We start from the raw sequence: 24,202 nt of genomic DNA on the forward strand, positions 1-24,202 counted from the left end.
CTCGGGACAGGGTGGGGGGACGGGCGGGTGCCCTGTGCCGGCCGTGGAGGCCGGACCGGAGGACACCCGCCCGGATCAGGAGCGGCGCTGGACCGTGAGGTGGTGGGGGAGGTTCAGGACGCGTTCAGGGACACGTCGTCCACGGTGAAGCTGGTCTGCGCGCTGGAGTCCTCGGTGCCGGTGAAGGTCAGGGTGACCGTCTGCCCGGCGAAGGCGGAGACGTCGAAGGACTTCTGCGTGTACCCGGAGCCCGCGTCCAGGTTCGAGTAGGTCGCCAGGGTGGTGTTGCCCAGCTTCACCGACAGCTTGTCGTAGACGGTGGACGAGGTGGTCTCCGCGGTGTCGACGTGCAGCCACAGGGTCAGCCGGCCCTTGCAGCCCGCGGGGACGGTCACCGACTGCAAGGCCGTGTCGGTGTGCGTGGAGCCGTAGCCGTCCAGGTAGGCGTAGTAGGTGCCGGAGTGCGGGCTCTCACCGGCGCTGGAGGTGGAGATCACGCCGGAGGAGGTGCTCCAGGGCGAAGTGCCGTTCTCGAAGCCGCCGTTGGCGACCTTCTCACCGGTGCTGGTGCAGCCGCCGCCACCGGCGGGGTTGACCGTCCAGGTGAAGGTGGCGGAACCGGACGCGTTGTCGGTGTTGGTCGCCGTCACGGTCACCGTGGAGGTGCCGGCCGTGGTGGGCGTGCCGGAGATCAGGCCGGTGGAGGAGTTGATCGACAGTCCGGCGGGCAGGCCCGTGGCGCTGTACGTCAGCGTCTTGTTGTTCGGGTCGGTCGCGTGGATCTGCACACTGGCCGCGGTGCCCACGGTGCCGGTCTGGTTGCCGGGCGAGGTCACGGCCGGCTGGCCGCCCTGCCCGGGGCAGGTGCCGGGTACGGGGTCGGAGCCGGTGACGCTGACGGCGGCCCAGGCCGCGTCGATCGTGTTGTACTCGGTGCAGTGGGTGCCGTACAGGTCCGCGGCGGCCTTCAGGGAGTCGATGCGGGCCTGGGCGTAGTCCTCGTGGCTGTTGGCGTAGGAGGCCAGCGCCTTGTACCAGATCTTGCCGGCCTTGTCGTTGCCGATGCCGGTGACCGTGGAGTTGTTGCAGGTGGGGCTGTTGCCGTAGCCGTGGTCGCCGCTGCCGACGGCCGCCAGGAAGAACCAGTGGTTCAGCGGGCCCATCGAGTAGTGCGGGTCGAGGTTGCCGTTGTTGCTGTCGTAGCAGTCGGGCGACTGGCCGTCGAGCGAGGGCTGGTACATGTAGCGCAGCGGCTTGCCGTCACCGTTGATGTTGATGAGCTCGCCCATGGTGTAGTCGGGCGTGTCCACGGGGTTGTTGGCGTAGAACTCGACCATGGTGCCGAAGATGTCGCTGGTGCCCTCGTTCATGCCGCCGGTCTCGCCGGTCTCGTCCCAGCCGGTGAGGGCGCCGCTGACACCGTGGCTCATCTCGTGGCCCGCCACGTCGATCTCGACGAGCGGACGGGCGTCGTTCTGGCCGTCGCCGTACGTCATCTGGGTGCCGTCCCAGAAGGCGTTGACGTAGGCGTTGCCGTAGTGGGTGCGCGAGGGTACGCCCTTGCCGTCGCCGAAGATGCCGTTGCGGCCCTGGACGTTCTTGTAGTAGTCGAACGTCTCCGCCGCGCCGTAGTGCGCGTCCACACCGGCGGAGGCGGGGTCGTTGTTGGTGCCGTCGCCGAAGGTGCCGGTGGAGTTGGAGAAGACCGTACCGGTGCCGCTGGTGGCGTGGTTGAGGTCGGTCGTGTAGCCGTTGCCGTGCGACGGGTCCGTCATGGACCAGGTGCCGCCGGACTGGGTCAGGTCGATGGAGACCTGGCCGCTGTAGATGGAGTTGCCGTTGCCGGCGGTGAGCGGCGAGACATCGGCGCCGGCCTTGCTCCTGGCCTTGGCCCTGGCGCGGACCTTGGCCGCGCGAGCGGCCTGCTCCGGGGAGAGGAACGCGGAGATCTCGTCCCGGGTCTCGACGACCTGCCCCTTGCGGGCGTCGACGAGGACGTGCAGCCGGCTCGGCGTCCCGTCGGCGCGACGGCCGACGACCACGGTCTCCCACACCAGGGTCGCCGAACGCCCCTTCATCCACACCGCCCGGTGCGGCGTGGACACCGACGTGACGGTGCCGCGCAGTTGCCCGCGGGAGACCGAGGCGGCCCTGGCGGGCGAGACGCGGGGAGTGACGGAGAGGGCGGCGGAGTTCTGCGGCACCCAGGACGCGGTGGTGAGGCCCTTGTACGACCCGTCGGCCTTCAGATGCACGACGACGTCCCCGCCGTACACCGGCAGTCCCTGGTACGTACGGTCGTAGCGGACGTCGGCCGAGCCGTCCCGGTCGACGACGACGGAGCGCTGGGTGAAGGCGTCGCCCTTCACCACGTGCGCCGCCCCGGTGTGCGCGGCGATGGCCCGCTGCCCCTGCTCGACCACACGCTTGCGGACGGACGGGGAGGGGTCCGTGGTGAACGGCGCGGCTCTGAACGCCGAGGGCCCGGCCGTGTGACCGGAGCCGGCGTGGCCGGTGGCGGCGTGCTGGGCGGGGGGCTCGGGTTGAGCCGCGGCCGCCGGCGCCGCGAGCGCGGCGGCCATGGTGACCAGCGCGGCGGTCGACGCCAGGGCGGATATTCGGTTCCGCATGGGAACGGACTTCCTTTCGCCTTGTGGGCGCAGGGGATTGTGGGGGCGACGCCGCACCCGGAGGCACGGCGCCAGAAGGAGTGTGGGAACCCCGCCCCGCCCACGGAAGAACCGCACGGGGGCGGTAGGGATATCCCTACGACCCCGCCCCGGACATCCCGCCCACCAGGACCGCGTGACGGACGTACCGCCCCGTCGACGTCGCCCCGCGGCCTCCGCGCCTCTCTTTCCGCCCCATCCGTCTCTTTCCGTCCTGTCCGTCGCCGCCGTGTCGCAGTTGGGCCGAACGGGTGAGGTCGGTTAAGAATTGGCTGATGCAGTCGATGAGTGCGAGTCAGGTCGGGGGGAGCCGGTGAACAGCCACGACGTCACCGATGAACAGTGGGAAGGGCTCGCCCAGGTCGTTCCGTTGCGGGGCCGGGACGCCTGGCCGTCCGCGGTGGACCACCGCGCGCTGCCCGACGCGGAGACCGAGACCCGGCGCCGGTTCGTCGTCCTCCGGGTCAACGTGTTCGCGGACGCCCGCGACGTCGCGGAGACGGTGATGGCGGGCGCGCCCGTCCTGCTCGACCTCACGGGCGCCGAGAACGAGGTCGCCAAGAGAGTCCTGGACTTCGCCACCGGCGTCGTCTTCGGCCTGGGCAGCGGCATGCACCGGGTGGACCGCAACGTCTTCCTGCTGACGCCGCCCGGCACCGAGGTCAGCGGGCTCATGGAGGGCGCGGCCGTCACCGGGGCGTGAAACCCGCGGCGGGTGCCGGGGGAGTGACCCCGGTGCTCCCCCCGATCGTAGGAAGGCCGCGCGGGCGTAACGGTTCGGCCGCGCGGCCGCGTCCTACCGTCCTGACATGCCCGCCTCCCGCATCCTCGCCAACGCCGCCCAGCCCGGGCCGCACGCCCCCGGCCACCCCGAGCGCCCCGACGGCCCGGGCCGTCCCGGCAACCCCGTCCGCCCCGACCGGGCCCGCCTCACCGAGTTGCGGCTGTCCGCCTTCGCCGGGCACCGCCGCACGCGCGTCCCGCTCGGGCCGCTCACCCTCCTCACCGGGCCGAGCGGCTGCGGCAAGACCAGTGCGCTGCGCGCGTACGAGGCGCTCGCCCGGCTCGGCGGCGGGGCAGCCCTCGGCGAGGTCTTCCCCGACCCGGCCGGCTGCGTGCCCGAGCGCGCCCGGCCGGACGCCCAGCACCGCCGCGGCTTCCGCATCGGCTGTACGGCGGACGGTCCCGAGGGCCCGGTGAGCCTCGACGTGGCCGTACAGGCCGAGCCGGAACTCCGGGTCGTGGGGGAGCGGCTGGCGGCCGGGCGGCTGGTCCTGCTGGAGACCGCGCTGCGCGATCCCGGGCGCCGGGCCGTCCAGGCGGCCTGGCACAACGGCGGCTCCTCGCCGGTCACCCGGGCGCCCCTGCCCGACGACCGGCTCGGCACGCCGCTGCTGCCCCTGCGGGTCGCGGGGAAGACCGACGGGCAGCGGCGGGTCCTCGCCGCCGCCGAGCAGATGGTGGTCGCCCTGCGGTCGGTGTTCGCGTGCGATCCGCGCCCCGGCAGCATGCGGGTGCCCACACCGGCCGGTACGGGACGGCTGCTGCGCGGCTGCGACAACCTCGCCGACGTCCTGTCGCGCACCCGCACCGAGTGCGGGCGGCGGCACGGGCTGCTCGTCGAAGCGGTGCGCGCCGGATGCGCGGGTCCCGTGGGGGACGTGCTCGCGGAGCCGGTGGGCGAGGGCAGGCTGCGGGCGGTGCTGGACCGCGGGGACGGCACGCGCACCGGCTTCGAGCGGCTGGGCGACGGCGAGTTGCGCTACACCGCGCTGGCCCTGGTACTGCTGACCGGGCCCGGAGTCCTTGAGGTCGACCCGGCGGGAGAGGTGCCGGCGGCCCTCCAGACGCTGACGGTGCTCGCGGACGGCCTCGACCGGGGCCTGGACCCGTGCCAGCGCGCCGGGCTGCTGCGGCTGGCGGCGCGCATGTGCGAACGCGGGCACATCCGGCTCACGGCGGCGGTCAGCGACGCCTCCTGGGCGGGCGAGGTGCCCGAGGCGCGGGTGGTAGACCTGTGCGGTGACCGAACGCCCTGAACGCTCCGACAACGTCGCGACCGACCGCCCTGGACGCCCCGACCGCCCGGCTTCCGGCGCTCACCCCGACCTGAACTCCCTCCGGCGCCGCCTCGCCGAGTTCGCCGCCGCGCGGAACTGGGAGCCGTACCACACCCCCAAGAACCTGGTCTCCGCGCTCAGCGTGGAGGCGTCCGAACTGCTGGAGATCTTCCAGTGGCTGACCCCCGAGCAGTCGGCCCGCGTCATGGCCGACCCGGAGACCGCCCACCGCGTACGCGACGAGGTCGCGGACGTCCTCGCGTACCTCCTCCAGCTCTGCGACGTACTAGGCGTCGACCCGCTCGCGGCGCTCGCCGCGAAGATCGAGCGCAACGAGCACAGGTTCCCCGCACCCGGTAACCGCCCGGCGCCCGAGGGGAACTGAGCGCTCCGTTATCACTCTGCGGAGCCATCCAGTGGGACGAAACCGATTTGTTGTCCGCTAATTTCCGTCTTCCTCTGGCTTTTCGTCTCAGGCAGCTTCACTCTGGGTAGTGGACTAGTGGAGTGCGGGCGGACGTGCGGTGAGCACGTCGGGACGGACGGGGGCAACGCATGGACGCGGTGCGGCTCATCCTGGCGAGCAGGCGTGCCCTGGCGGGGAGCGGCGAGGCCCCCGCCATCCTGGCGGAGGTGTGGCAGGCGCAGGCGCTGTCCCAGGCGATCGGCAGCCGCCTCGCCGTCTCCGGGCCGCCCGAACTGCGCGGCGAGGCACTGGGGTTGACCGAGCTGGCGGGCCGGGGCTGCGGGGTGCTGGACGCCCCCGACCTCGACCCGGGCGACTTACTGGCGGCCCAGCTCACCGAGCTCGACGACGCCCACCACGCCCTGCTGTGCCTGCACGCACTGCTCGGCGAGGTGGGCATCGCCCTTCTCGGCATCGCCAGCACCGCCGGCGACACCACGTACTGGCAGTGCATGGAGGCGATCGACGCGGCGGACGAGTCCCGGGACCGGGTCCGCGAGATGCTGCGCAAACTCGCGGCCCGTGACGAGGCGTTACCGGAGGCCGAGCTGGGCTGACCCGGGCCGCCGCGCCGGGTCCCCGTCACCCCACGGCACACCCTCCCGCAGGCACACCACCGTGCCGCTCACGGCAGCCGTGTGCAGGGCGGTGAGCGTGGGCAGCGGGGCGGCGAGCCGGGTGCCGGACAGCTCGGTGAGCGCGAACCAGCCGTAGCGGTCGTGCTCGGGACTCAGCCGTACGGCCGGACGCGTGCCCGCGGCCAGCGTGCCGCCGTGGAAGAAGCAGTCGAGGACCGGCCCGGTGCCCAGCACGTCCACACGGTGGTCGACGCCGATCAGCCGTGGCAGCGGCCCGAGTTCGATGCCGGTCTCCTCACGCATCTCCCGCCGGGCCGCCGTCCACGGGTCCTCGCCGTGGTCGAGCATCCCGCCGGGCAGCCACCACTGGCCGGTGCCCGGCTGCCCGGGCCCGTACCGCAGCAGCAGCACACGGCCCGCGCCGTCCAGCATCACCACGCACGCGGCGAGCAGCGCCTGCGGCTGTGTCCTCACCCACTCCTCGCGCGGCAACCACTCGGCACTCTCCACCACTCACGCCTCCCTGAGAACCGGTCTTCCTCGCCTTCTGTGCCCTGACAACGACGAACCGCCCCACCCGGGACACGCAAAGGATCCCGGACAGCGGCGGAACGCACCGCGGAACGGACAGCGGAACGGACAGCGGAGCGCACAGCGGAATAAAGAAAGGCGCCGCTCGCGGCCGTATGCCAAGGTGAGCGGCACCGCATCGACCGACCGCCGGCCGGAGAGGCCCCCGCATGTTCCTGACCATCACCACCACCGGCACGCCCGAACGCCCCGCCACAGACCTCGGCTTCCTGCTGCACAAGCACCCCGACAAGGCGCAGGCGTTCTCCACCTCCCACGGCCGCGCGCACGTGCTGTACCCCGAGGCGGCCACCGACCGCTGCACGGCCGCGCTGCTCCTGGAGGTCGACGCGGTGGCGCTGGTCCGGCGGGGCAAGGGCAAGGGCCGCGCCGGCGCCCCCGACGCGACCCTCGCGCAGTACGTCAACGACCGCCCCTACGCGGCCTCCTCCCTCCTCGCGGTCGCCCTCGGCAACGTGTTCTCCAGCGCCATGCGCGGGGTGTGCGCCGCGCGCCCCGAACTTCCCTCGCGGGTGCGCCCGTTGCGCATCGAGGTGCCCGCGCTGCCGGCCCGCGGCGGCCCCGCCCTGGTACACCGTCTCTTCGAGCCGCTCGGCTGGCGCGTCACCGCGGAACCGATCGCGCTGGACGGCGAGTTCCCCGAGTGGGGCGATTCGCGGTACGTACGCCTGGTGCTGGAGTCGGAGTCGGTGACCCTCGCGCAGGCCCTGCGCCACCTCTACGTCCTGCTCCCCGTCCTCGACGACGCCAAGCACTACTGGGTCTCCTCCGACGAGGTCGACAAGCTGCTGCGGGCGGGCGAGGGCTGGCTGCCCGAGCACCCGGAGCAGAAGCTGATCACCAGCCGCTACCTCTCGCGCCGCTGGTCGCTCACGCGGCAGGCGCTGGAGCGGCTGGAACTGGTGCGGCTGGCCGAGGCCGACGACAGCGAGGTCGAGGAGATCGACAACGCGGTCCCGGCCGAGACGGAGACCGGGACGGACGCCGAGACCGGAACCGAGACCGGCCCCGGCACCGAAACCGGGACGGAGGCCGGCACCGGGACGGAGACCGAGGCCGACGAGAAGCCGACTCCGCTCGCCGTACAGCGCAGGGACGCGATCCTCGCCGCTCTCCAGGAGGCCGGTGCGGCCCGCGTGCTCGACCTCGGCTGCGGGCAGGGCCAGTTGGTGCAGGCGCTGCTGAAGGACGTGCGCTTCACCGAGATCGTCGGCGTCGACGTGTCGGTGCGCGCCCTCACCATCGCCTCCCGGCGGCTCAGGCTGGACCGCATGGGGGAGCGGCAGGCCGCCCGCGTCGAACTCCGGCAGGGCTCGCTCGTCTACACCGACAAGCGGCTCAAGGGCTACGACGCCGCCGTGCTCAGCGAGGTCGTCGAGCACGTGGACCTGCCCCGGCTGCCCGCCCTGGAGTACGCGGTCTTCGGCGCCGCCCACCCGCGCACGGTCGTCGTCACGACCCCGAACGTCGAGTACAACGTGCGCTGGGAGAGCCTGCCGGCCGGCCATGTCCGGCACGGCGACCACCGTTTCGAGTGGACCCGCGAGGAGTTCCGCGCCTGGGCCGGGGCGGTGGCCGAACGGCACGGCTACGGCGTGCGGTTCGAAGCCGTCGGCCCCGAGGACCCGGAGGTGGGAGCGCCCACCCAGATGGCCGTGTTCACGGCCGTGACCACCACGACAGCGAAGGAGGCGAAGGCCGCGTGACCACCACCCACGAGACCGCGCAGCCCCAGGGCCGCGTGCTCTCCGTCACCGACCTCTCCCTCGTGGTCCTGGTCGGGGCCTCCGGTTCGGGCAAGTCCACCTTCGCCCGGCGCCACTTCAAGCCGACCGAGGTCCTCTCCTCCGACTTCTGCCGCGGCCTGGTCAGCGACGACGAGAACGACCAGAGCGCCACGCGCGACGCCTTCGACGTCCTGCACTACATCGCCGGCAAGCGGCTCGCGGCCGGCCGCCGCACGGTCGTGGACGCCACCAGCGTGCAGCAGGACGCCCGCAGGCAGCTGATCGACCTGGCGAGGAAGCACGACGTGCTGCCGATAGCCGTCGTGCTCGACGTGCCCGAGGAGGTGTGCGCCGAGCGCAACGCGGCCCGCACCGACCGGGCCGACATGCCGCGCCGGGTGATCCAGCGGCACATCCGCGAACTGCGCCGCTCCCTGCGCCACTTGGAACGCGAGGGCTTCCGCAAGGTGCACGTCCTGCGCGGCGTCGAGGAGATCGACGGCGCCACGGTCGTCACCGAGAAGCGCTTCAACGACCTCACCCACCTCACCGGCCCGTTCGACATCATCGGCGACGTCCACGGCTGCGCCGCCGAACTGGAGGCGCTGCTCGGCAAGCTGGGCTACACCGACGGCGTCCACCCCGAGGGCCGTACGGCGGTCTTCGTCGGCGACCTGGTCGACCGGGGCCCGGACAGCCCGGGCGTGCTGCGCCGCGTGATGGGCATGGTCAGGTCGGGGCACGCGCTGTGCGTGCCGGGCAACCACGAGAACAAGTACGGCCGCCACCTCAAGGGCCGCAAGGTCCGGCTCACCCACGGACTGGCCGAGACCGTCGCGCAGATGGAGGGCGAGAGCGAGGACTTCCGGCGCGAGGTGGGGGAGTTCATCGACGGGCTGGTCAGCCACTACGTCCTCGACGGCGGCCGGCTGGTCGTTTGCCACGCGGGCCTGCCGGAGAAGTACCACGGCCGCACCTCCGGACGGGTGCGCTCGCACGCGCTCTACGGCGACACCACCGGGGAGACGGACGAGTTCGGCCTGCCGGTGCGCTACCCGTGGGCCGAGGACTACCGCGGCCGGGCGGCCGTGGTCTACGGGCACACCCCGGTGCCGGAGGCCGCCTGGCTCAACAACACCATCTGCCTGGACACCGGCGCGGTGTTCGGCGGCAAGCTGACCGCGCTGCGCTGGCCGGAGCGCGAACTGGTCGACGTACCGGCCCAGAAGGTCTGGTACGAGCCGGCCAGGCCGCTGCGCACCGAGGCGCCCGGCGGGCACGACGGCCGCCCGCTGGACCTCGGTGACGTGCACGGCCGCAGAGTGGTGGAGACCCGGCACGCCGGCCGGGTGGCGGTGCGCGAGGAGAACGCGGCCGCGGCCCTCGAGGTCATGAGCCGCTTCGCCGTCGACCCGCGCCTGCTGCCGTACCTGCCGCCGACGATGGCGCCGGCCGCGACCTCGGAGATCGAGGGCTACCTGGAGCACCCGGAGGAGGCGTTCGCGCAGTACCGCGAGGACGGCGTCGCGCGGGTGGTGTGCGAGGAGAAGCACATGGGCTCGCGGGCGGTGGCCCTGGTGTGCCGGGACGCGGAGGCGGCGCGCGCACGCTTCGGCGTCGACGGCCCCACCGGCTCCCTCTGCACCCGTACCGGCCGCCCCTTCTTCGACGACCCGGCGGTCACGGAGGAGATCCTCGCCCGGCTGCGCACGGCCGTCGGCGAGGCCGGGCTGTGGACGGAGTTCGGCACCGACTGGCTGCTGCTGGACGCCGAGTTGATGCCCTGGTCGCTGAAGGCCGGCGGGCTGCTGCGGTCGCAGTACGCGGCGGTCGGCGCCGCCTCCGGGGCGGTGTTCCCCGGCGCGCTGGCCGCGCTGGAGGGCGCCGCCGCCCGCGGCGTCGACGTCGGCGGCCTGCTGGAGCGCCAGCGTGAACGCGCCTTCGACGCCGCCGCGTTCACGGCCGCGTACCGCCGCTACTGCTGGACCACCGAGGGCCTGGACGGGGTGCGCCTCGCGCCGTTCCAGATCCTGGCGGTGCAGGGCCGCAGCCTGGCCGCCCTGCCCCACGACGAGCAACTCGCGCTGCTCGACCGCCTCGTGGAGCACGACGCGACCGGACTGCTGCAGACCACACGCCGGCTGTACGTCGACACCGCCGACCCCGAGTCGGTGCGCGCCGGCGTTGACTGGTGGCTGGAGATGACCGGCCGCGGCGGCGGGGGCATGGTCGTCAAGCCGCTGGGGGCCCTGGTCCGCGGCGAGCAGGGCAGGCTGGTCCAGCCGGGGATCAAGTGCCGCGGCCGCGAGTACCTGCGGATCATCTACGGCCCCGAGTACACCCGCCCGGACAACCTCGCCCGCCTGCGCCGGCGCTTCCTGAACCACAAGCGCTCCCTGGCGATCCGCGAGTACGCCCTGGGCCTGGAGGCCCTCGACCGGCTGGCCGACGGCGAACCGCTGTGGCGGGTCCACGAGGCGGTCTTCGCCGTCCTGGCCCTGGAATCGGAACCGGTGGACCCGCGGTTGTGAACCGCCGGGCCCGCGGCGCCGCCTCCGGTGCCGCGGGCCCGGCCGGGGGCGGGGGGCACGGCCCCGTCCCCTTGTCGTCAAGAGGACGAAAACAAGAAAGGGCGGAAACGAACAAGCGGAGGGTGAAGACGGTCCGCGATGGTCAGGATGGAGACATGGGATTCCATGTCGACTCCGAGGCCGGGCGGCTGCGCCGCGTCATCCTGCACCGGCCCGATCTCGAGCTCAAAAGGCTCACCCCCAGCAACAAGGACGCCCTCCTGTTCGACGACGTGCTGTGGGTGCGCCGGGCGCGCGCCGAGCACGACGGGTTCGCCGACGTGCTGCGCGACCGCGGGGTCGCCGTGCACCTCTTCGGCGACCTGCTGACCGAGACGATGGAGATCCCGTCGGCGCGGTCCCTCGTCCTGGACCGCGTCTTCGACGAGAAGGAGTACGGCCCGCTCGCCACCGACCACCTCCGTGCCGCCTTCGAGACCCTGAGCGCGGCCGACCTGGCCGAGGCCCTGGTCGGCGGCATGACCAAGCGCGAGTTCCTCCAGGGGTACGCCGAGCCCACGTCCGTGCGCTTCCACGTCATGGACCTCGACGACTTCCTGCTCGGCCCGCTGCCCAACCACCTCTTCACCCGCGACACCTCCGCCTGGATATACGACGGGGTCTCCATCAACGCGATGCGCTGGCCCGCGCGGCAGCGCGAGACCGTGCACTTCGAGGCCATCTACCGCTACCACCCGCTCTTCCGCGGCCAGGGCTTCCACGTCTGGTCCGAGGGCCAGGCCGACTACCCCTCCACCATCGAGGGCGGCGACGTGCTGGTCATCGGCAACGGCGCGGTGCTCATCGGCATGAGCGAGCGCACCACCCCCCAGGCCGTCGAGATGCTCGCCCACAAGCTGTTCGCCGCCGGTTCGGCGCGCACGATCGTCGCGCTCGACATGCCGAAGCGGCGCGCGTTCATGCACCTCGACACCGTGATGACCATGGTCGACGGCGACACCTTCACCCAGTACGCCGGGCTCGGCATGCTCCGCTCCTACACCATCGAACCCGGCGGGGGCGACAAGGAGCTCAAGGTCACCGACCACCCGCCGGAGCACATGCACCGCGCGATCGCCGCCGCCCTGGGCCTGGACGAGATCCGCGTGCTGACCGCCACCCAGGACGTGCACGCGGCCGAGCGCGAGCAGTGGGACGACGGCTGCAACGTCCTCGCCGTCGAGCCGGGCGTCGTCGTCGCCTACGAGCGCAACTCCACCACCAACACCCACCTGCGCAAACAGGGCATCGAGGTGATCGAGATCCCCGGCAGCGAACTGGGCCGCGGCAGGGGCGGCCCCCGCTGCATGAGCTGCCCGGTGGAGCGGGACGCCGTAGGGCGGTGAGCCGGTGGCTCCGGGGCGGCGCACCGGGGGGCGAACCGGTGGCTCCCGGGCGGTGCGCCGCGGACCGAACCGGCGATCGCATACTAATTCTAGGAGTCGTATAGAATTCCAACGTCACCGAGTCCCAGTCCGTCCCCCGACCGTTGGAGCGCCCTCATGGCGACAGTCCCGACCGCCCTCGCCGGCCGCCACTTCCTCAAGGAGCTGGACTTCACCGAGGAGGAGTTCCGCGGGCTGGTCGAGCTGGCCGCCGAGCTGAAGGCCGCCAAGAAGGCCGGGACCGAGACGCGGTACCTGACCGGCAGGAACATCGCGCTGATCTTCGAGAAGACCTCGACCCGCACCCGCTGCGCGTTCGAGGTCGCCGCCGCCGACCAGGGCGCCTCGACGACGTACCTCGACCCCTCGGGCTCGCAGATCGGGCACAAGGAGTCGGTGCGGGACACCGCCCGCGTGCTGGGCCGCATGTTCGACGCGATCGAGTACCGGGGCGACAGCCAGGCCGCCGTCGAGGAGCTGGCCGCGCACGCCGGCGTCCCCGTCTACAACGGCCTGACCGACGACTGGCACCCCACCCAGATGCTCGCCGACGTGCTCACCATGACCGAGCACGGCGACAGGCCGCTGAACGAGACCGCCTTCGCCTACCTCGGCGACGCCCGCTTCAACATGGGCAACTCCTACCTCGTCACCGGCGCCCTGCTCGGCATGGACGTGCGCCTGGTCGCGCCCAAGACCTACTGGCCCGCCCAGGAGATCGTCGACCGGGCGCGCGAGCTCGCCGCCGCGAGCGGCGCGCGCGTCACCCTCACCGAGTCCCTCGAGGAGGGCGTGCGCGGCGCCGGCTTCGTCGCCACCGACGTCTGGGTCTCCATGGGCGAGCCCAAGGAGGTGTGGGACGAGCGCATCGACGCCCTCGCCCCGTACGCCGTGACCATGGACGTGCTGCGCGCCACCGGCAACCCGGACGTGAAGTTCCTGCACTGCCTGCCGGCCTTCCACGACCTCGGCACCAAGGTCGGCCGCGAGATCCTCGAACGGCACGGCCTGACCTCCCTGGAGGTGACCGACGAGGTCTTCGAGTCGGAGCACTCGGTCGTCTTCGACGAGGCCGAGAACCGGCTGCACACCATCAAGGCGATCATGGTCGCCACGCTCGCCTGACTCCGTACCCCTCCACCGCGTATCCTGGCCGACGGCCCCGGAACCACCCATTCCGCCGCCGTCTCGCGACCCACCCCGTCGCAACCGCACCACCCGAGAAACGAGCACCACCCCGCATGCCCGCTCCCCGCATCAAGTCCCCACGCCTGCTGCTGGCCGAATCCGGCGCCGACCGCGCGGGCCACGGCCTCAAGCGCACGATGGGCCTGTTCCAGCTGGTCTGCTTCGGCGTCGGCGCGATCGTCGGCACTGGCATCTTCGTCGGACTGTCCGACTCGGTCGCCCAGGCCGGCCCGGCCGTCGTCGTCTCCTTCGTACTCGCCGCGATCACCTGCGTGCTCACCGCCTTCGCCTTCGCGGAGCTGGGGGGCGCGATACCGGTCTCCGGCTCCTCGTACTCCTTCGCCTACGCCGGGCTCGGCGAGACCACGGCCTTCCTGGTCGGCTGGTGCCTGCTGCTGGAGTACGGCGTGTCCGTCTCGGCGGTCGCGGTCGGCTGGAGCCAGTACGTCAACGAACTGCTGCACAGTCTCACCGGCCTCCAGCTCCCGGCCGCCCTGTCCGCGGGCCCCGGCGACGGCGGGATGGTCAACCTCCCCGCCGTCGTCGTCATCGCCCTGGCCTCGCTGCTGCTGGTGCGCGGGGTGCGCGAGAGCGCCCGCGCGACGGCCGCGATGGCGGTTCTCAAGCTCGCCGTCCTCGTGGCCTTCTGCGCCATCGGCTTCACCGCCTTCAAGCACGGCCACCTCACGCCGTTCTCCCCGGCCGGCCTCGGCGGCATCGGCGCGGGCACCACGGCCGCGTTCTTCTCCTACATCGGCTTCGACGCGATCACCACCGCCGGCGAGGAGGCGAAGAACCCGCGCCGGGACATCCCCGTGGCCATCCTCGTCTGCATCGGCCTGGTCACCCTGCTGTACTGCGCGGTCGCGCTCGCCGCGATCGGCGCCATCGGCGGCAAGGAGGTCGCGGGCCGGCCCGCCGCGCTGTCCTACGTCGTCAACGCGGTGACCGGCTCCTCCGTCGGCGGCGCGGTCATCGCCTTCGGCGCGGTCGTCGCCATCGCGTCCGTGGTGCTCGCCGTGATGTACGGCCAGACCCGCATCCTGATGTCGATGTCCCGCGACGGGCTCGTCCCGCGCGTCTTCGAGAAGGTCTCCCCGAAGACCTCGACGCCGGTCGCGGGCACCCTGATCGTCGGCGCCGTCTTCGCGCTCCCCGCGGCCTTCGCCTCGCTGGACGCCGTGGTCAACCTGTGCACCATCGGCACGCTGGCCACCATGGCCGCCGTCAACGTCGCCGTGATCGCCCTGCGCCGCCGCGAGCCCGGCCTCGGCCGCAGCTTCCGGGTGCCGCTGTACCCGCTGGTCCCGCTGCTCGGCGTCGCCTGCTGCCTGTACCTGATGTACGAGACGGGCCGGCAGACCTGGATCCAGTTCGCGGCCTTCCTCGCGGCCGGCCTGCTGCTCTACGTCCTCTACGGGCGCCGCAACTCCCGCCTCGCGGCCCGCGCCGGCGCGGTCACCGAGGCCGCCGGGCCCACCGCGTCCGTCGCGGTCACCGAGGCAGCCGGGTCCACCGCGCCCGTCGCGGTCACCGTGCCGGGCCTGGCCGGGGAGCCGCTCACGCCGGATGCAGCCGGGGCGCGACCGCCGACAGCCTGAACCACACCGCCTTGCCCGACTCGGTCGGGCGGTGCCCGCAGGAGGAGCTGAGGGCGCGGATCAGCAGCAGCCCGCGCCCGTGCTCCTGCCAGGGGTCCGGGGCGGTCAGCCCCGGCCGGGTCAGCGCGCCGGGCGCGAAGGGGTCGGGATCGTGCACCTCGACCTGGCAGCCGCCCGGCAGCAGCTGCACGACCAGCTCTATCGGCCCCGCGTCCGCGGTGTGCTCCACCGCGTTGGCCACCAGCTCCGCCGTGAGCAGCTCGGCCGTGTCACTGTCGGCCGGGTGCTCAAGGCCGGCCAGCGCCGTACGCACCAGGGCGCGGGCCACCGGCACGGCGGCCGCCGTGTGCGGCAGCGCGACGCGCCAGGAGGCGGAGGGGGCTTCGTGCAAGGTGTGTCCGTTCATGGCGCAGGGCGTCCCAGTGGTGGCCATCAGGCTGTCCTGCTTTCGGTCTCAGGAATGGTACGGGTGCCGTTCCCCGAGGGATTCGGCGGCCTCCGCCCGCGGCCACCCGGGCCCCGGCGGGGGAGGGTCTACCCGGGGAAACGGCGCCTTTCCCCTGTCCGCTCCGCTCGTTACGGCGCTATTGACGAGCCGTGACGAAGCGACGGGCACCGGCGGGTACCGGCCACATTGTCACGACCGCTATCGCGTACTCATGACGACAGTCACGAACAGGTGATAGCTTCGGAAGCAGTGCAGTGCACTGCAGAGTCGGCCGACGGGTCGGAGCCCGGCGGGCCGGCGAGGCACCGGCAGAGGCAGTCCCCCGAGGAGGCCGTACGTCATGAGTCCCTTCACCGGCTCCGCCGCCCGCACCTCCCCCTGGCGGCACCTGCGCGTCGACCTCGACGACGGTGTCGCCACCGTCACCCTCGCCCGGCCCGACAAGCTCAACGCGCTCACCTTCGGCGCCTACGCCGACCTGCGCGACCTGCTCGCCGAGCTGTCCCGCGAACGGGCCGTGCGCGCGCTGGTGCTGGCCGGCGAGGGCCGCGGCTTCTGCTCGGGCGGCGACGTCGACGAGATCATCGGCGCCACCCTGGGCATGGACACCGCCGAGCTGCTGGACTTCAACCGGATGACCGGCCAGGTCGTCAGGGCCGTACGCGAGTGCCCCTTCCCGGTGATCGCCGCGGTGCACGGGGTGGCCGCGGGCGCCGGGGCCGTGCTCGCGCTCGCCGCCGACTTCCGGGTGGCGGACCCCAGCGCCCGCTTCGCGTTCCTCTTCACCCGGGTCGGCCTGTCCGGCGGCGACATGGGCGCCGCCTATCTGCTGCCCCGGGTGGTCGGCCTCGGCCACGCCACCCGGCTGCTGATGCTGGGCGAGCCGGTGCGCGCGCCCGAGGCCGAGCGGATCGGCCTGATCAGCGTGCTCACCGACGAGGGCCGCGCCGACGAGGCCGCCCGGGACCTGGCCCGCCGCCTGGCCGACGGCCCAGCCCTCGCGCACGCCCAGACCAAGGCCCTGCTCACCGCCGAGCTGGACATGCCCCTGTCCGCGGCCGTCGAACTCGACGCCGCCACACAGGCGTTGCTGATGAACGGCGCGGACTACGCCGAGTTCCACGCGGCCTTCACCGAGAAGCGCCCGCCGAAGTGGCAGGGGAGGTGACCTCCCGATGCGCGTGGCGATCATAGGCGGCGGCCCCGGCGGCCTGTACGCGGCCGCCCTGCTCAAACGGCTCGATCCGGCCCGCGAGATCACCGTCTTCGAGCGCAACGCACCCGACGACACCTTCGGGTTCGGCGTGGTGCTCTCCGACGAGACGCTAGGCGGGATCGAGCACGCCGACCCCGTCGTCCACGAGGCCATGCAACGGGAGTTCGTGCGCTGGGACGACATCGACATCGTGCACCGCGGCACCCGGCACACCTCCGGCGGCCACGGGTTCGCCGCCCTCGGCCGGCGCAGGCTCCTGGAGATCCTGCACGAGCGCTGCCGCTCGCTCGGCGTCGAGCTCCGCTTCCGCACCCGGGCGCCGGACACCGCCGCGCTCACCGGCGCGTACGACCTCGTCGTCGCGGCCGACGGAGTGCACAGCACCACCCGCGAGGCGTACGCCCACGCCTTCGGCCCCCACGTGACCGGCCACCGCTGCCGCTACATCTGGCTCGCCGCCGATTTCCCCTTCGACGCCTTCCGCTTCGAGATCGCCGAGACCGAGCACGGCGTGATGCAGCTGCACGGCTACCCGTACGCGGCCGACGCCTCCACCGTCATCGTCGAGATGCGCGAGGAGGTGTGGCGGTCGGCCGGCTTCGCGGAGATGGACGAGCAGGAGTCCGTGGAGCGCTGCGCCAAGATCTTCGCGGACGCGCTCGGCGGCCGCCCGCTGAAGTCCAACAAGTCCGCCTGGACGACCTTCCGCACGGTCGTCAACGAGCACTGGTCGCACGGCAATCTGGTCCTGCTCGGCGACGCGGCCCACACCGCCCACTTCTCCATCGGCTCCGGCACCAAGCTCGCCGTCGAGGACGCCCTCGCGCTCGCCGCCTGCCTGGAGGAGCGGCCCACGCTCCCAGAGGCCCTCGCCGCCTACGAGTCGGAGCGCAAACCGGTCGTCGCCTCCACCCAGCGGGCCGCCCGCGCCAGCCTGGAGTGGTTCGAGAACCTCGGCCTCTACCTCGACCAGCCGCCCCGCCAGTTCGCCTTCAACCTGCTCACCCGCAGCCGCCGCGTCACCCACGGCAACCTGCGGCTGCGCGACGCCCGCTTCACCGAGGCCGTGGAGCGCGAGTTCGGCTGCCCGCCCGGCACGCCCCCGATGTTCACCCCGTTCCGGCTGCGCGGACTGACCCTGCGCAACCGGGTCGTCGTCTCACCGATGGACATGTACTCCGCCGTCGACGGCGTCCCCGGCGACTTCCACCTCGTCCACCTCGGCGCCCGCGCCCTCGGCGGCGCCGGCCTGGTGATGACGGAGATGGTGTGCGTCAGCCCCGAGGGCCGCATCACCCCCGGCTGCGCCGGCCTGTGGACCGCGGGACAGGCCGAGGCATGGCGGCGGATCACCGGCTTCGTGCACCGGCAGGCGCCCGGCACCGCCATCGGCGTCCAGCTCGGGCACAGCGGCCGCAAGGGCTCGACGAAGCTGATGTGGGAGGGCATGGACGAGCCGCTGCCCGAGGGCAACTGGCCGCTGGTGGCCGCCTCCCCGCTGCCGTACCGCCCGGACAGCCAGGTCCCGCGGCAGCTCTCCCGGTCCCAGCTCACCGACATCCGTGAGCAGTTCGCCGCCGCCGCCGTGCGCGCCGCCCGGGCCGGCTTCGACCTGCTCGAACTGCACTGCGCCCACGGCTACCTGCTCTCCGGTTTCCTCTCCCCGCTGACCAACCGGCGCACCGACGCCTACGGCGGGTCGCTGGACAGGCGGCTGCGCTACCCGCTGGAGGTCTTCGACGCGGTGCGCGCGGTGTGGCCGCAGGAACGGCCCATGACGGTGAGGATCTCCGCCACCGACTGGGCCGAGGGCGGCACCACGGACGAGGAGGCCGTCGCCATCGCCCGCGCCTTCGCCGCGCACGGCGCCGACGCCGTCGACGTCTCCACCGGGCAGGTGGTGGCGGGGGAGCGGCCCGAGTTCGGGCGGTCGTACCAGACGCCGTTCGCCGACCGGATCCGGCACGAGGTGGACGTCCCGGTGATCGCGGTCGGCGCGATCTCCTCCTGGGACGACGTCAACTCCCTGATCCTGGCCGGGCGTGCGGACCTGTGCGCCCTGGCCCGCCCGCACCTGTACGACCCGCACTGGACGCTGCACGCGGCGGCCGAGCAGGGTTACGCGGGTGAGGCCGCCGTGTGGCCCGCGCCCTACCGCGCGGGCAGCCGCCGCCCCCAGACCGGCCGCACCGACGGACCCAAGCCCCGGCTGAGCCTGGGCAGTTGACACCCTCTTCGGGGTGGCGCGGCGGGCGCGCGGGCCCGGCGGGCGGTCAGAGCCCGGCGAACTCCGCGCCCGCGTCCCGCAGTCGCGCGTGCAGTCCCCTGAAGACGGCGGCCGAACGGGCCCCGGGCCAGTCGGCGGGCAGCAGCCGCGCGGGCAGTCCGGGGTCGGTGTACGGCAGGTGCCGCCAGGAGTCCAGCGCGAGCAGGTAGTCCCGGTAGGCCTCCTCGGGCGGGGTCCCGGCGCGCTGCTCCCAGGCGTGCAGCACGGGCGCGTGCCGGTCCAGGAACGCCTCGTGCTCCTTGGCGATGGCCGCCAGGTCCCACCAGCGCCCGACCGCCTCCGCCGTCGCCGAGAACCCCAGGTGCTCGCCGGCGAAGAAGTCCACGTACGGGTCCAGGCCCAGCCGCCGCAGCGTGTGCCGGGTCTCCTCGTACAGCCGGGCCGGGGCGATCCACACGCCGGGCGCCGCCGTGCCGAAGCCCAGCCCGGCCAGCCGGGAGCGCAGCACGTGCCGCTTGTTGCGCTCCGACTCCGGCACCGAGAACACGGCGAGCACCCAGCCCTCGTCCTCGGGCGGCGCCGCGGCGTAGATGCGGCGGTCGCCGTCCTCCAGCAACTGCCTTGCCTCCTCGCTGAGTTCGTAGCCCGCCGCGCCCTGTGCGGTGCGCGCCGGCACCAGCAGCCCGCGCCGTTTGAGCCGGGACACCGAGGAGCGCACCGAGGGCGCGTCCACCCCGGCCGCGGCCAGCAGTCTGATCAGCTCGGCCACGGGCAGCGGGCCCGGCACGAAGCGGCCGTACGCTCCGTAGAGCGTGACGATGAGGGACCTCGGGGCGTGTTGCGCGTGCTGCTCGGACACGTTGATCATTTTAGGTCGTCGGTGTCACTGCCGGTCGCCGTCGTCCGGTGCGCCGTCGTCCGGTGCGCCCTCGTCGCGCAGCCGGAACCGCTGGAGCTTGCCGGTCGCCGTGCGCGGCAGCGCGTCCAGGAAGACGATCTCGCGCGGGCACTTGTACGGCGCCAGCTCGGCCTTCACATGCGCGCGCAGCGCCTCCGCGTCCCGCGCCGCGCCCTCCCTGAGCACCACGTGCGCGACCACGACCTGACCGCGCGCCTCGTCGGGCCGCCCGACGACGGCCGCCTCCACCACGTCCGGGTGGCGCAGCAGCGCGTCCTCGACCTCGGGACCCGCGATGTTGTACCCGGCCGAGATGATCATGTCGTCCGCGCGGGCCACGTACCGGAAGTAGCCGTCGGGCTCGCGGACGTAGGTGTCCCCGGTGACGTTCCAGCCGTCGCGGACGTAGACGCGCTGGCGCGGGTCGGCGAGATAGCGGCAGCCGACGGGACCCTGCACCGCGAGCAGCCCAGGCTCCCCGTCGGGGACGGGCTCGCCCCGCTCGTCCTGCACGCGCGCCCGCCACCCGGGCACGGGCACTCCGGTCGTGCCGGGCCGGATGTCCTCGTCCGCCGCCGAGATGAAGATGTGCAGCAACTCGGTGGCGCCTATGCCGTTGACGATGCGCAGGCCGGTCCGCTCCCGCCAGGCCCGCCAGGTGGCCGCGGGCAGGTTCTCCCCGGCGGACACGCACCGTCTCAGCGAGGAGATGTCGTGGTGGTCCAGCTCGCCGAGCATCGCGCGGTAGGCGGTCGGCGCGGTGAACAGCACGGACACCCGGTGCTCCTCGACCGCGGCCAGCAACTGCCGAGGGTGGGCCTCCTCCAGCAGCAGGGCGCTCGCCCCCACCCGCAGGGGGAAGACCACCAGGCCGCCGAGGCCGAAGGTGAAGCCGAGCGGCGGACTGCCCGCGAAGACGTCGTCCGCGCACGGCTTGAGCACGTGCCGCGAGAAGGTATCCGCTGTCGCGAGGACGTCCCGGTGGAAGTGCACACAGCCCTTGGGCCGCCCGGTGGTGCCCGAGGTGAAGGCGATCAGCGCCACGTCGTCGGCCGCGGTGTCCACGGCCCGGTACGGGGCGCCGGACGCGGGGCGGCGCAGCAGGTCGTCGGGGGCGTCACCGCCGTACGTCGTGATGGCGAGCCCGGGGACCTCGGCCTTGGCGAGGTCGTCCACGGAGCGGATGTCGCACAGCGCGTGCGAGACCCGGGCGATCTCGCAGATCGTCCTCAGCTCGTGCGGGCGCTGCTGGGCCAGCACGGTGACGGCGATCGCGCCCGCCTTCAGCACGGCCAGCCAGCAGGCCGCGAGCCACGGCGTGGTGGGCCCGCGCAGCAGCACGCGGTTGCCGGGCACCACACCCAGTTCGCCGGTCAGCAGGTGCGCGATCCGGTCGACGCGGGCGCGCAGCTCGCCGTACGTCCACACCTCACCGGCGGCGGTACGGAAGGCGGGCCTCGCGGGGCCGGCGCCGGCGGTGGCGTCCAGGAGCTCGGCGGCGCAGTTCAGCCGGTCCGGGTAGCGCAGCTCGGGCAGGTCGAAGCGGAGCTCGGGCCACTGGTCCGGGGGCGGGAGGTGGTCGCGCGCGAAGGTGTCGACGTGGGCCGAGGCGGTGCGCGGCCGGGCGTCGGCCCCGGGGCCCGTGGTGCGGTCCATGGGGTTCACGGAGTCCATGGCGGTTCGCCCCCTTGTCGTGGTGGGCTCGCACAGGGAGCGTATCGTGTTGGTGACGACAGTCAATGGAGCGCGATACGGTGGAGCCGAACCCGCGGACCCCGGCACCCCGGGGGAGGGAGGACCGGCGAATGACCGCATTCTCGCTCGAACCGGAACGTCTGGCCTGGTGCGCGGAACTGCGCGCCCTGGCCACCGACCGGCTGCGCCCGCTCGCGGAGAAGGGCGAGCCCGGCCGCGTCAACCGCGCGCTCCTCGCGGAACTGGGCCGGCTCGGCCTGCTGGAGCGGCTGTTCACCTCCGGCGCCCTCGACCTGTGCCTGATGCGGGAGTCGCTGGCACAGGCCTGCACCGAGGCCGAGACCGCCCTGGCCGTCCAGGGCCTGGGCGCCCACCCGGTCCACGCCCACGGCACGCCGGCGCAGCGGGAGCGGTGGCTGCCGGCCGTGACGGACGGCACCGCGGTCGCCGCCTTCGCGCTGAGCGAGCCGGGCGCGGGCTCGGACGCGGCGGCGCTGGAACTCGCGGCCCGCCCCGACGGCCCCTCCCGCTGGCGGCTGACCGGCGAGAAGTGCTGGATCTCCAACGCCCCCGAGGCCGACCTCCACACCGTCTTCGCGCGCACCACCCCCGGCGCCGGCTCCCGCGGCGTGACCGCCTTCCTGGTCCCCGCCGACCGCCCCGGCCTCACCGGCAGCCCGCTGGAGATGCTCTCCCCGCACCCCATCGGCACCCTCGTCTTCGACGACGTCCCGGTCACCGCGGACGACGTGCTCGGCGAGGTCGACCGCGGCTTCCGGGTCGCCATGGGCACCCTCAACCTGTTCCGCCCCAGCGTCGGCGCCTTCGCCGTCGGCATGGCCCAGGCGGCCCTGGAGGCGACCCTCGCCCACACCGCGCGCCGTGACGCCTTCGGTGGCAAGCTGAGCGACCTCCAGACCGTCGCCCACCAGGTCGCCGAGATGGCCCTGCGCACGGAGGCGGCCCGCCTCATGGTCTACGCGGCGGCGACGGCGTACGACTGTGGGGCCCCCGACGTGCCCCGGCGCGCGGCCATGGCCAAGCTGCTCGCCACCGAGACCGCGCAGTACGTCGTCGACACGGCCGTCCAGCTGCACGGCGCCCGCGCCCTGCGCCGCGGCCACCTCCTCGAACACCTCTACCGCGAGGTCCGCGCACCCCGCATCTACGAGGGCGCGAGCGAGGTGCAGCGGGGCATCATCGCCAAGGAGCTGTACGCGCGGCAGCCGGCCGGGCAGGCCGAGTGAGCACCGACGGCCCGCCGCGTCCCCCCGAAGGAGGCCCCGTGACCGCCGAGCGAGTCAACCCGCCCGAACTGTCCCCGCCCACCGGCTTCTCCCACGCCGTGGTGGCCACCGGCTCACGGCTGGTGTTCCTGGCCGGACAGACGGCCCTCGACACCGACGGCAAGCTGGTCGGCGACACCCTCCCGGAACAGTTCGAACGCGCCCTGACCAACCTCCTCGGGGCCCTGCACGCCGCCGGCGGCACCCCCGCGGCCCTGACCCGCGTCACGGTCTACGCCACGGACATCGCCGACTACCGCCGCCACGCCCCCGAACTGGGCCGCATCTGGCGCGACTTGGCAGGCCGCGACTACCCCGCGATGGCGGTCGTACAGGTGACCCGCCTCTGGGACGAGACAGCCCTGGTGGAACTGGACGGCTTCGCGGTACTGCCGTAGGCGCCGTTTGCTCAGCGCGTGCTGCGGGCCAGTTCCCTCGCCTTGTGCCGGCGCCGTGGGCGGATGATTCCGGCGTTCCGGTCGGCGCGGGCCATCTTGACGTACCAGAAGATTCCGAGCGGGGAGATCAGCAGGCTGGAGACGGCTCCGTAGAGCGGCATGAGCCAGATCACCGAGTCCTTGAAGTTCCAGTGGACGTAGAAGGCGAGCACGAGGTACGCCAGCATCACCACGGCGAGGACGACAGTGGACATGGTGCATCCGAGGTCGTCGACCAGTTGCACGGCGGTGATCCACCGCAGTGGTGCCAGCAGGAACGTGGCGGCGCCGTAGGCCCAGACCAGCGGGTACCTGCGGGCGAAGGGGAAGTTCACGATGTACAGACGGACTTCGCCCCCGGCCCAGGCCAGACGCTGCCGCCACCAGGGCCTGAACTTGTCCGGGACGATGGTGGGCACCTCGAACGGCACATGGCCGACCCGGTAGCCCAGGGCGTTGGCGAGGATGCCGAGTTCGACGTCATTGCCCTGGAAGAACAGGGAGTGGCGCCTCATGATCTGGCGGTGTGCCTCTGTGCGCGCCGCGTGGCAGGCGCCGGACACCAGCCAGGGGACGACCCTGCGCAACTGCATGGCGAGTCGGTACTCGTGCGCCTGGATGCGGCCGAGGAGCCGGCGGGTGTTCATCGGGACCAGGCGTATCGAGGCCAGGTCGAGCTTGCGGACCGCCAGGGCCCCCACCAGTTCGCTGAGGGGGCGGACGGTGGTGGTGTCGGCGTCCAGGCACACCACCCACTCGGCGCGGACCCACTCGAGTGCGTCACGGACGACGCGGTCCCGGATCGTGCCGCCCGTCTGCCTCTTGCCCGAACGGCCCTCGCTCGGGCGGGAGACCTCGCCCCTGAAGACGCGGAAGCCGTTGGCCCGGGCGATGGCGTCCAGCTCCCGGTTGAATTCGTCCGTCTCTGTCGTGGTGGTGCACAGGAGTACGCGGCTGCCGTAGGTGCGCAGGAACTCCACGTTCTCCAGGTAGCGAACGCTTCCGTAGATGGGGACCAGGACTTCGAAGTCCTCCACCGGTGTGGGCGGCGCGTAGTCGGCGCGGGCGTTCCTGGCCCGCACGCTGCCGACCATGTCGACCAGGGTGAACAGGAGCGGCAGGGCCAGGACGGAAATGGCCAGGCCTATCCAGGGGTTCAT

The 24,202-nt window shown here is 73.0% G+C and carries 19 protein-coding genes; 13 read left to right on the forward strand and 6 right to left on the reverse strand.

What is annotated here, in order from left to right; genetic code table 11:
• Positions 1 to 113: 113 nt before the first annotated feature.
• Positions 114 to 2,630 (reverse strand): M4 family metallopeptidase, encoded by a 2,517-nt coding sequence (locus IE217_RS13475; RefSeq protein ID WP_190178065.1) that lies wholly within the window; start codon positions 2,628 to 2,630, stop codon positions 114 to 116.
• Between the two features lie 352 nt (positions 2,631 to 2,982).
• On the opposite strand from IE217_RS13475, the gene IE217_RS13480 reads away from it, so the two are divergent.
• From IE217_RS13480 to IE217_RS13495, 4 genes are all read left to right on the forward strand, one after another.
• Positions 2,983 to 3,372 (forward strand): cell division protein SepF, encoded by a 390-nt coding sequence (locus IE217_RS13480; protein ID WP_190178066.1) that lies wholly within the window; start codon positions 2,983 to 2,985, stop codon positions 3,370 to 3,372.
• A 106-nt stretch (positions 3,373 to 3,478) separates the two neighbouring features.
• Positions 3,479 to 4,708: an AAA family ATPase gene (locus IE217_RS13485; RefSeq protein ID WP_229865267.1), complete on the forward strand. Its 1,230-nt coding sequence runs from the start codon at positions 3,479 to 3,481 to the stop codon at positions 4,706 to 4,708.
• 70 nt (positions 4,709 to 4,778) lie between these two features.
• Positions 4,779 to 5,114 (forward strand): nucleotide pyrophosphohydrolase, encoded by a 336-nt coding sequence (locus IE217_RS13490; protein ID WP_229865295.1) that lies wholly within the window; start codon positions 4,779 to 4,781, stop codon positions 5,112 to 5,114.
• Positions 5,115 to 5,284: 170 nt separating this feature from the next.
• Positions 5,285 to 5,752 carry a DUF6099 family protein gene (locus tag IE217_RS13495; RefSeq protein ID WP_190178068.1) on the forward strand — a complete coding sequence of 156 codons (468 nt, stop codon included), beginning with the start codon at positions 5,285 to 5,287 and terminating at the stop codon, positions 5,750 to 5,752.
• Here IE217_RS13495 and IE217_RS13500 read toward each other — a convergent pair.
• Positions 5,729 to 6,286, reverse strand: a complete 558-nt coding sequence (locus IE217_RS13500) for an NUDIX hydrolase (protein ID WP_229865268.1) — start codon at positions 6,284 to 6,286, stop codon at positions 5,729 to 5,731. The genes IE217_RS13495 and IE217_RS13500 overlap by 24 nt on opposite strands.
• A gap of 227 nt (positions 6,287 to 6,513) precedes the next feature.
• On the opposite strand from IE217_RS13500, the gene IE217_RS13505 reads away from it, so the two are divergent.
• From IE217_RS13505 to IE217_RS13525, 5 genes are all read left to right on the forward strand, one after another.
• Positions 6,514 to 8,070, forward strand: coding sequence for a 3' terminal RNA ribose 2'-O-methyltransferase Hen1 (locus tag IE217_RS13505; protein ID WP_190178069.1), 1,557 nt, complete (start codon positions 6,514 to 6,516; stop codon positions 8,068 to 8,070).
• Positions 8,067 to 10,622: a polynucleotide kinase-phosphatase gene (locus IE217_RS13510; RefSeq protein WP_190178070.1), complete on the forward strand. Its 2,556-nt coding sequence runs from the start codon at positions 8,067 to 8,069 to the stop codon at positions 10,620 to 10,622. Before IE217_RS13505 ends, IE217_RS13510 begins: the two co-directional genes overlap by 4 nt.
• 155 nt (positions 10,623 to 10,777) lie before the next feature.
• Positions 10,778 to 12,007 carry an arginine deiminase gene (locus IE217_RS13515; RefSeq protein WP_190178071.1) on the forward strand — a complete coding sequence of 410 codons (1,230 nt, stop codon included), beginning with the start codon at positions 10,778 to 10,780 and terminating at the stop codon, positions 12,005 to 12,007.
• 156 nt (positions 12,008 to 12,163) lie between these two features.
• Positions 12,164 to 13,171, forward strand: a complete 1,008-nt coding sequence (gene argF / locus IE217_RS13520; protein WP_190178072.1) for an ornithine carbamoyltransferase — start codon at positions 12,164 to 12,166, stop codon at positions 13,169 to 13,171.
• Positions 13,172 to 13,287: 116 nt separating this feature from the next.
• Complete coding sequence (locus tag IE217_RS13525) at positions 13,288 to 14,835, forward strand: amino acid permease (protein ID WP_229865270.1); 1,548 nt, start codon at positions 13,288 to 13,290, stop codon at positions 14,833 to 14,835.
• On the opposite strand, the gene IE217_RS13530 is transcribed toward IE217_RS13525, so the two are convergent.
• A complete protein-coding gene (locus IE217_RS13530; protein ID WP_190178073.1) occupies positions 14,795 to 15,268 on the reverse strand; it encodes an ATP-binding protein in 474 nt (157 codons plus the stop codon). The genes IE217_RS13525 and IE217_RS13530 overlap by 41 nt on opposite strands.
• Before the next feature lie 355 nt (positions 15,269 to 15,623).
• On the opposite strand from IE217_RS13530, the gene IE217_RS13535 reads away from it, so the two are divergent.
• Positions 15,624 to 16,451 carry an enoyl-CoA hydratase family protein gene (locus IE217_RS13535; RefSeq protein WP_190178074.1) on the forward strand — a complete coding sequence of 276 codons (828 nt, stop codon included), beginning with the start codon at positions 15,624 to 15,626 and terminating at the stop codon, positions 16,449 to 16,451.
• A gap of 7 nt (positions 16,452 to 16,458) precedes the next feature.
• Positions 16,459 to 18,726: a bifunctional salicylyl-CoA 5-hydroxylase/oxidoreductase gene (locus tag IE217_RS13540; RefSeq protein ID WP_190178075.1), complete on the forward strand. Its 2,268-nt coding sequence runs from the start codon at positions 16,459 to 16,461 to the stop codon at positions 18,724 to 18,726.
• 46 nt (positions 18,727 to 18,772) lie between these two features.
• Here the strand turns inward: IE217_RS13540 and IE217_RS13545 are convergent, their stop codons facing one another.
• Both IE217_RS13545 and IE217_RS13550 read right to left on the reverse strand, forming a co-directional pair.
• Complete coding sequence (locus IE217_RS13545) at positions 18,773 to 19,594, reverse strand: PaaX family transcriptional regulator (RefSeq protein WP_190178076.1); 822 nt, start codon at positions 19,592 to 19,594, stop codon at positions 18,773 to 18,775.
• A gap of 15 nt (positions 19,595 to 19,609) precedes the next feature.
• Entirely contained in the window at positions 19,610 to 21,280 is a 1,671-nt protein-coding gene (locus tag IE217_RS13550) for an AMP-binding protein (RefSeq protein WP_190178215.1), read from the reverse strand.
• A 149-nt stretch (positions 21,281 to 21,429) separates the two neighbouring features.
• On the opposite strand from IE217_RS13550, the gene IE217_RS13555 reads away from it, so the two are divergent.
• Both IE217_RS13555 and IE217_RS13560 read left to right on the forward strand, forming a co-directional pair.
• The gene (locus IE217_RS13555) at positions 21,430 to 22,566 is read left to right on the forward strand and encodes an acyl-CoA dehydrogenase family protein (RefSeq protein ID WP_190178077.1); all 1,137 of its coding nucleotides are present in this window, start codon (positions 21,430 to 21,432) and stop codon (positions 22,564 to 22,566) included.
• A 38-nt stretch (positions 22,567 to 22,604) separates the two neighbouring features.
• The gene (locus IE217_RS13560; RefSeq protein WP_190178078.1) at positions 22,605 to 23,003 is read left to right on the forward strand and encodes a RidA family protein; all 399 of its coding nucleotides are present in this window, start codon (positions 22,605 to 22,607) and stop codon (positions 23,001 to 23,003) included.
• An 11-nt stretch (positions 23,004 to 23,014) separates the two neighbouring features.
• Here the strand turns inward: IE217_RS13560 and IE217_RS13565 are convergent, their stop codons facing one another.
• Positions 23,015 to 24,202, reverse strand: a complete 1,188-nt coding sequence (locus tag IE217_RS13565; RefSeq protein WP_229865296.1) for a glycosyltransferase family 2 protein — start codon at positions 24,200 to 24,202, stop codon at positions 23,015 to 23,017.

Origin of the sequence: Streptomyces naganishii JCM 4654 (genome assembly GCF_014650575.1) — a bacterium.
Classification (GTDB): Bacteria; Actinomycetota; Actinomycetes; order Streptomycetales; family Streptomycetaceae; genus Streptomyces; species Streptomyces naganishii.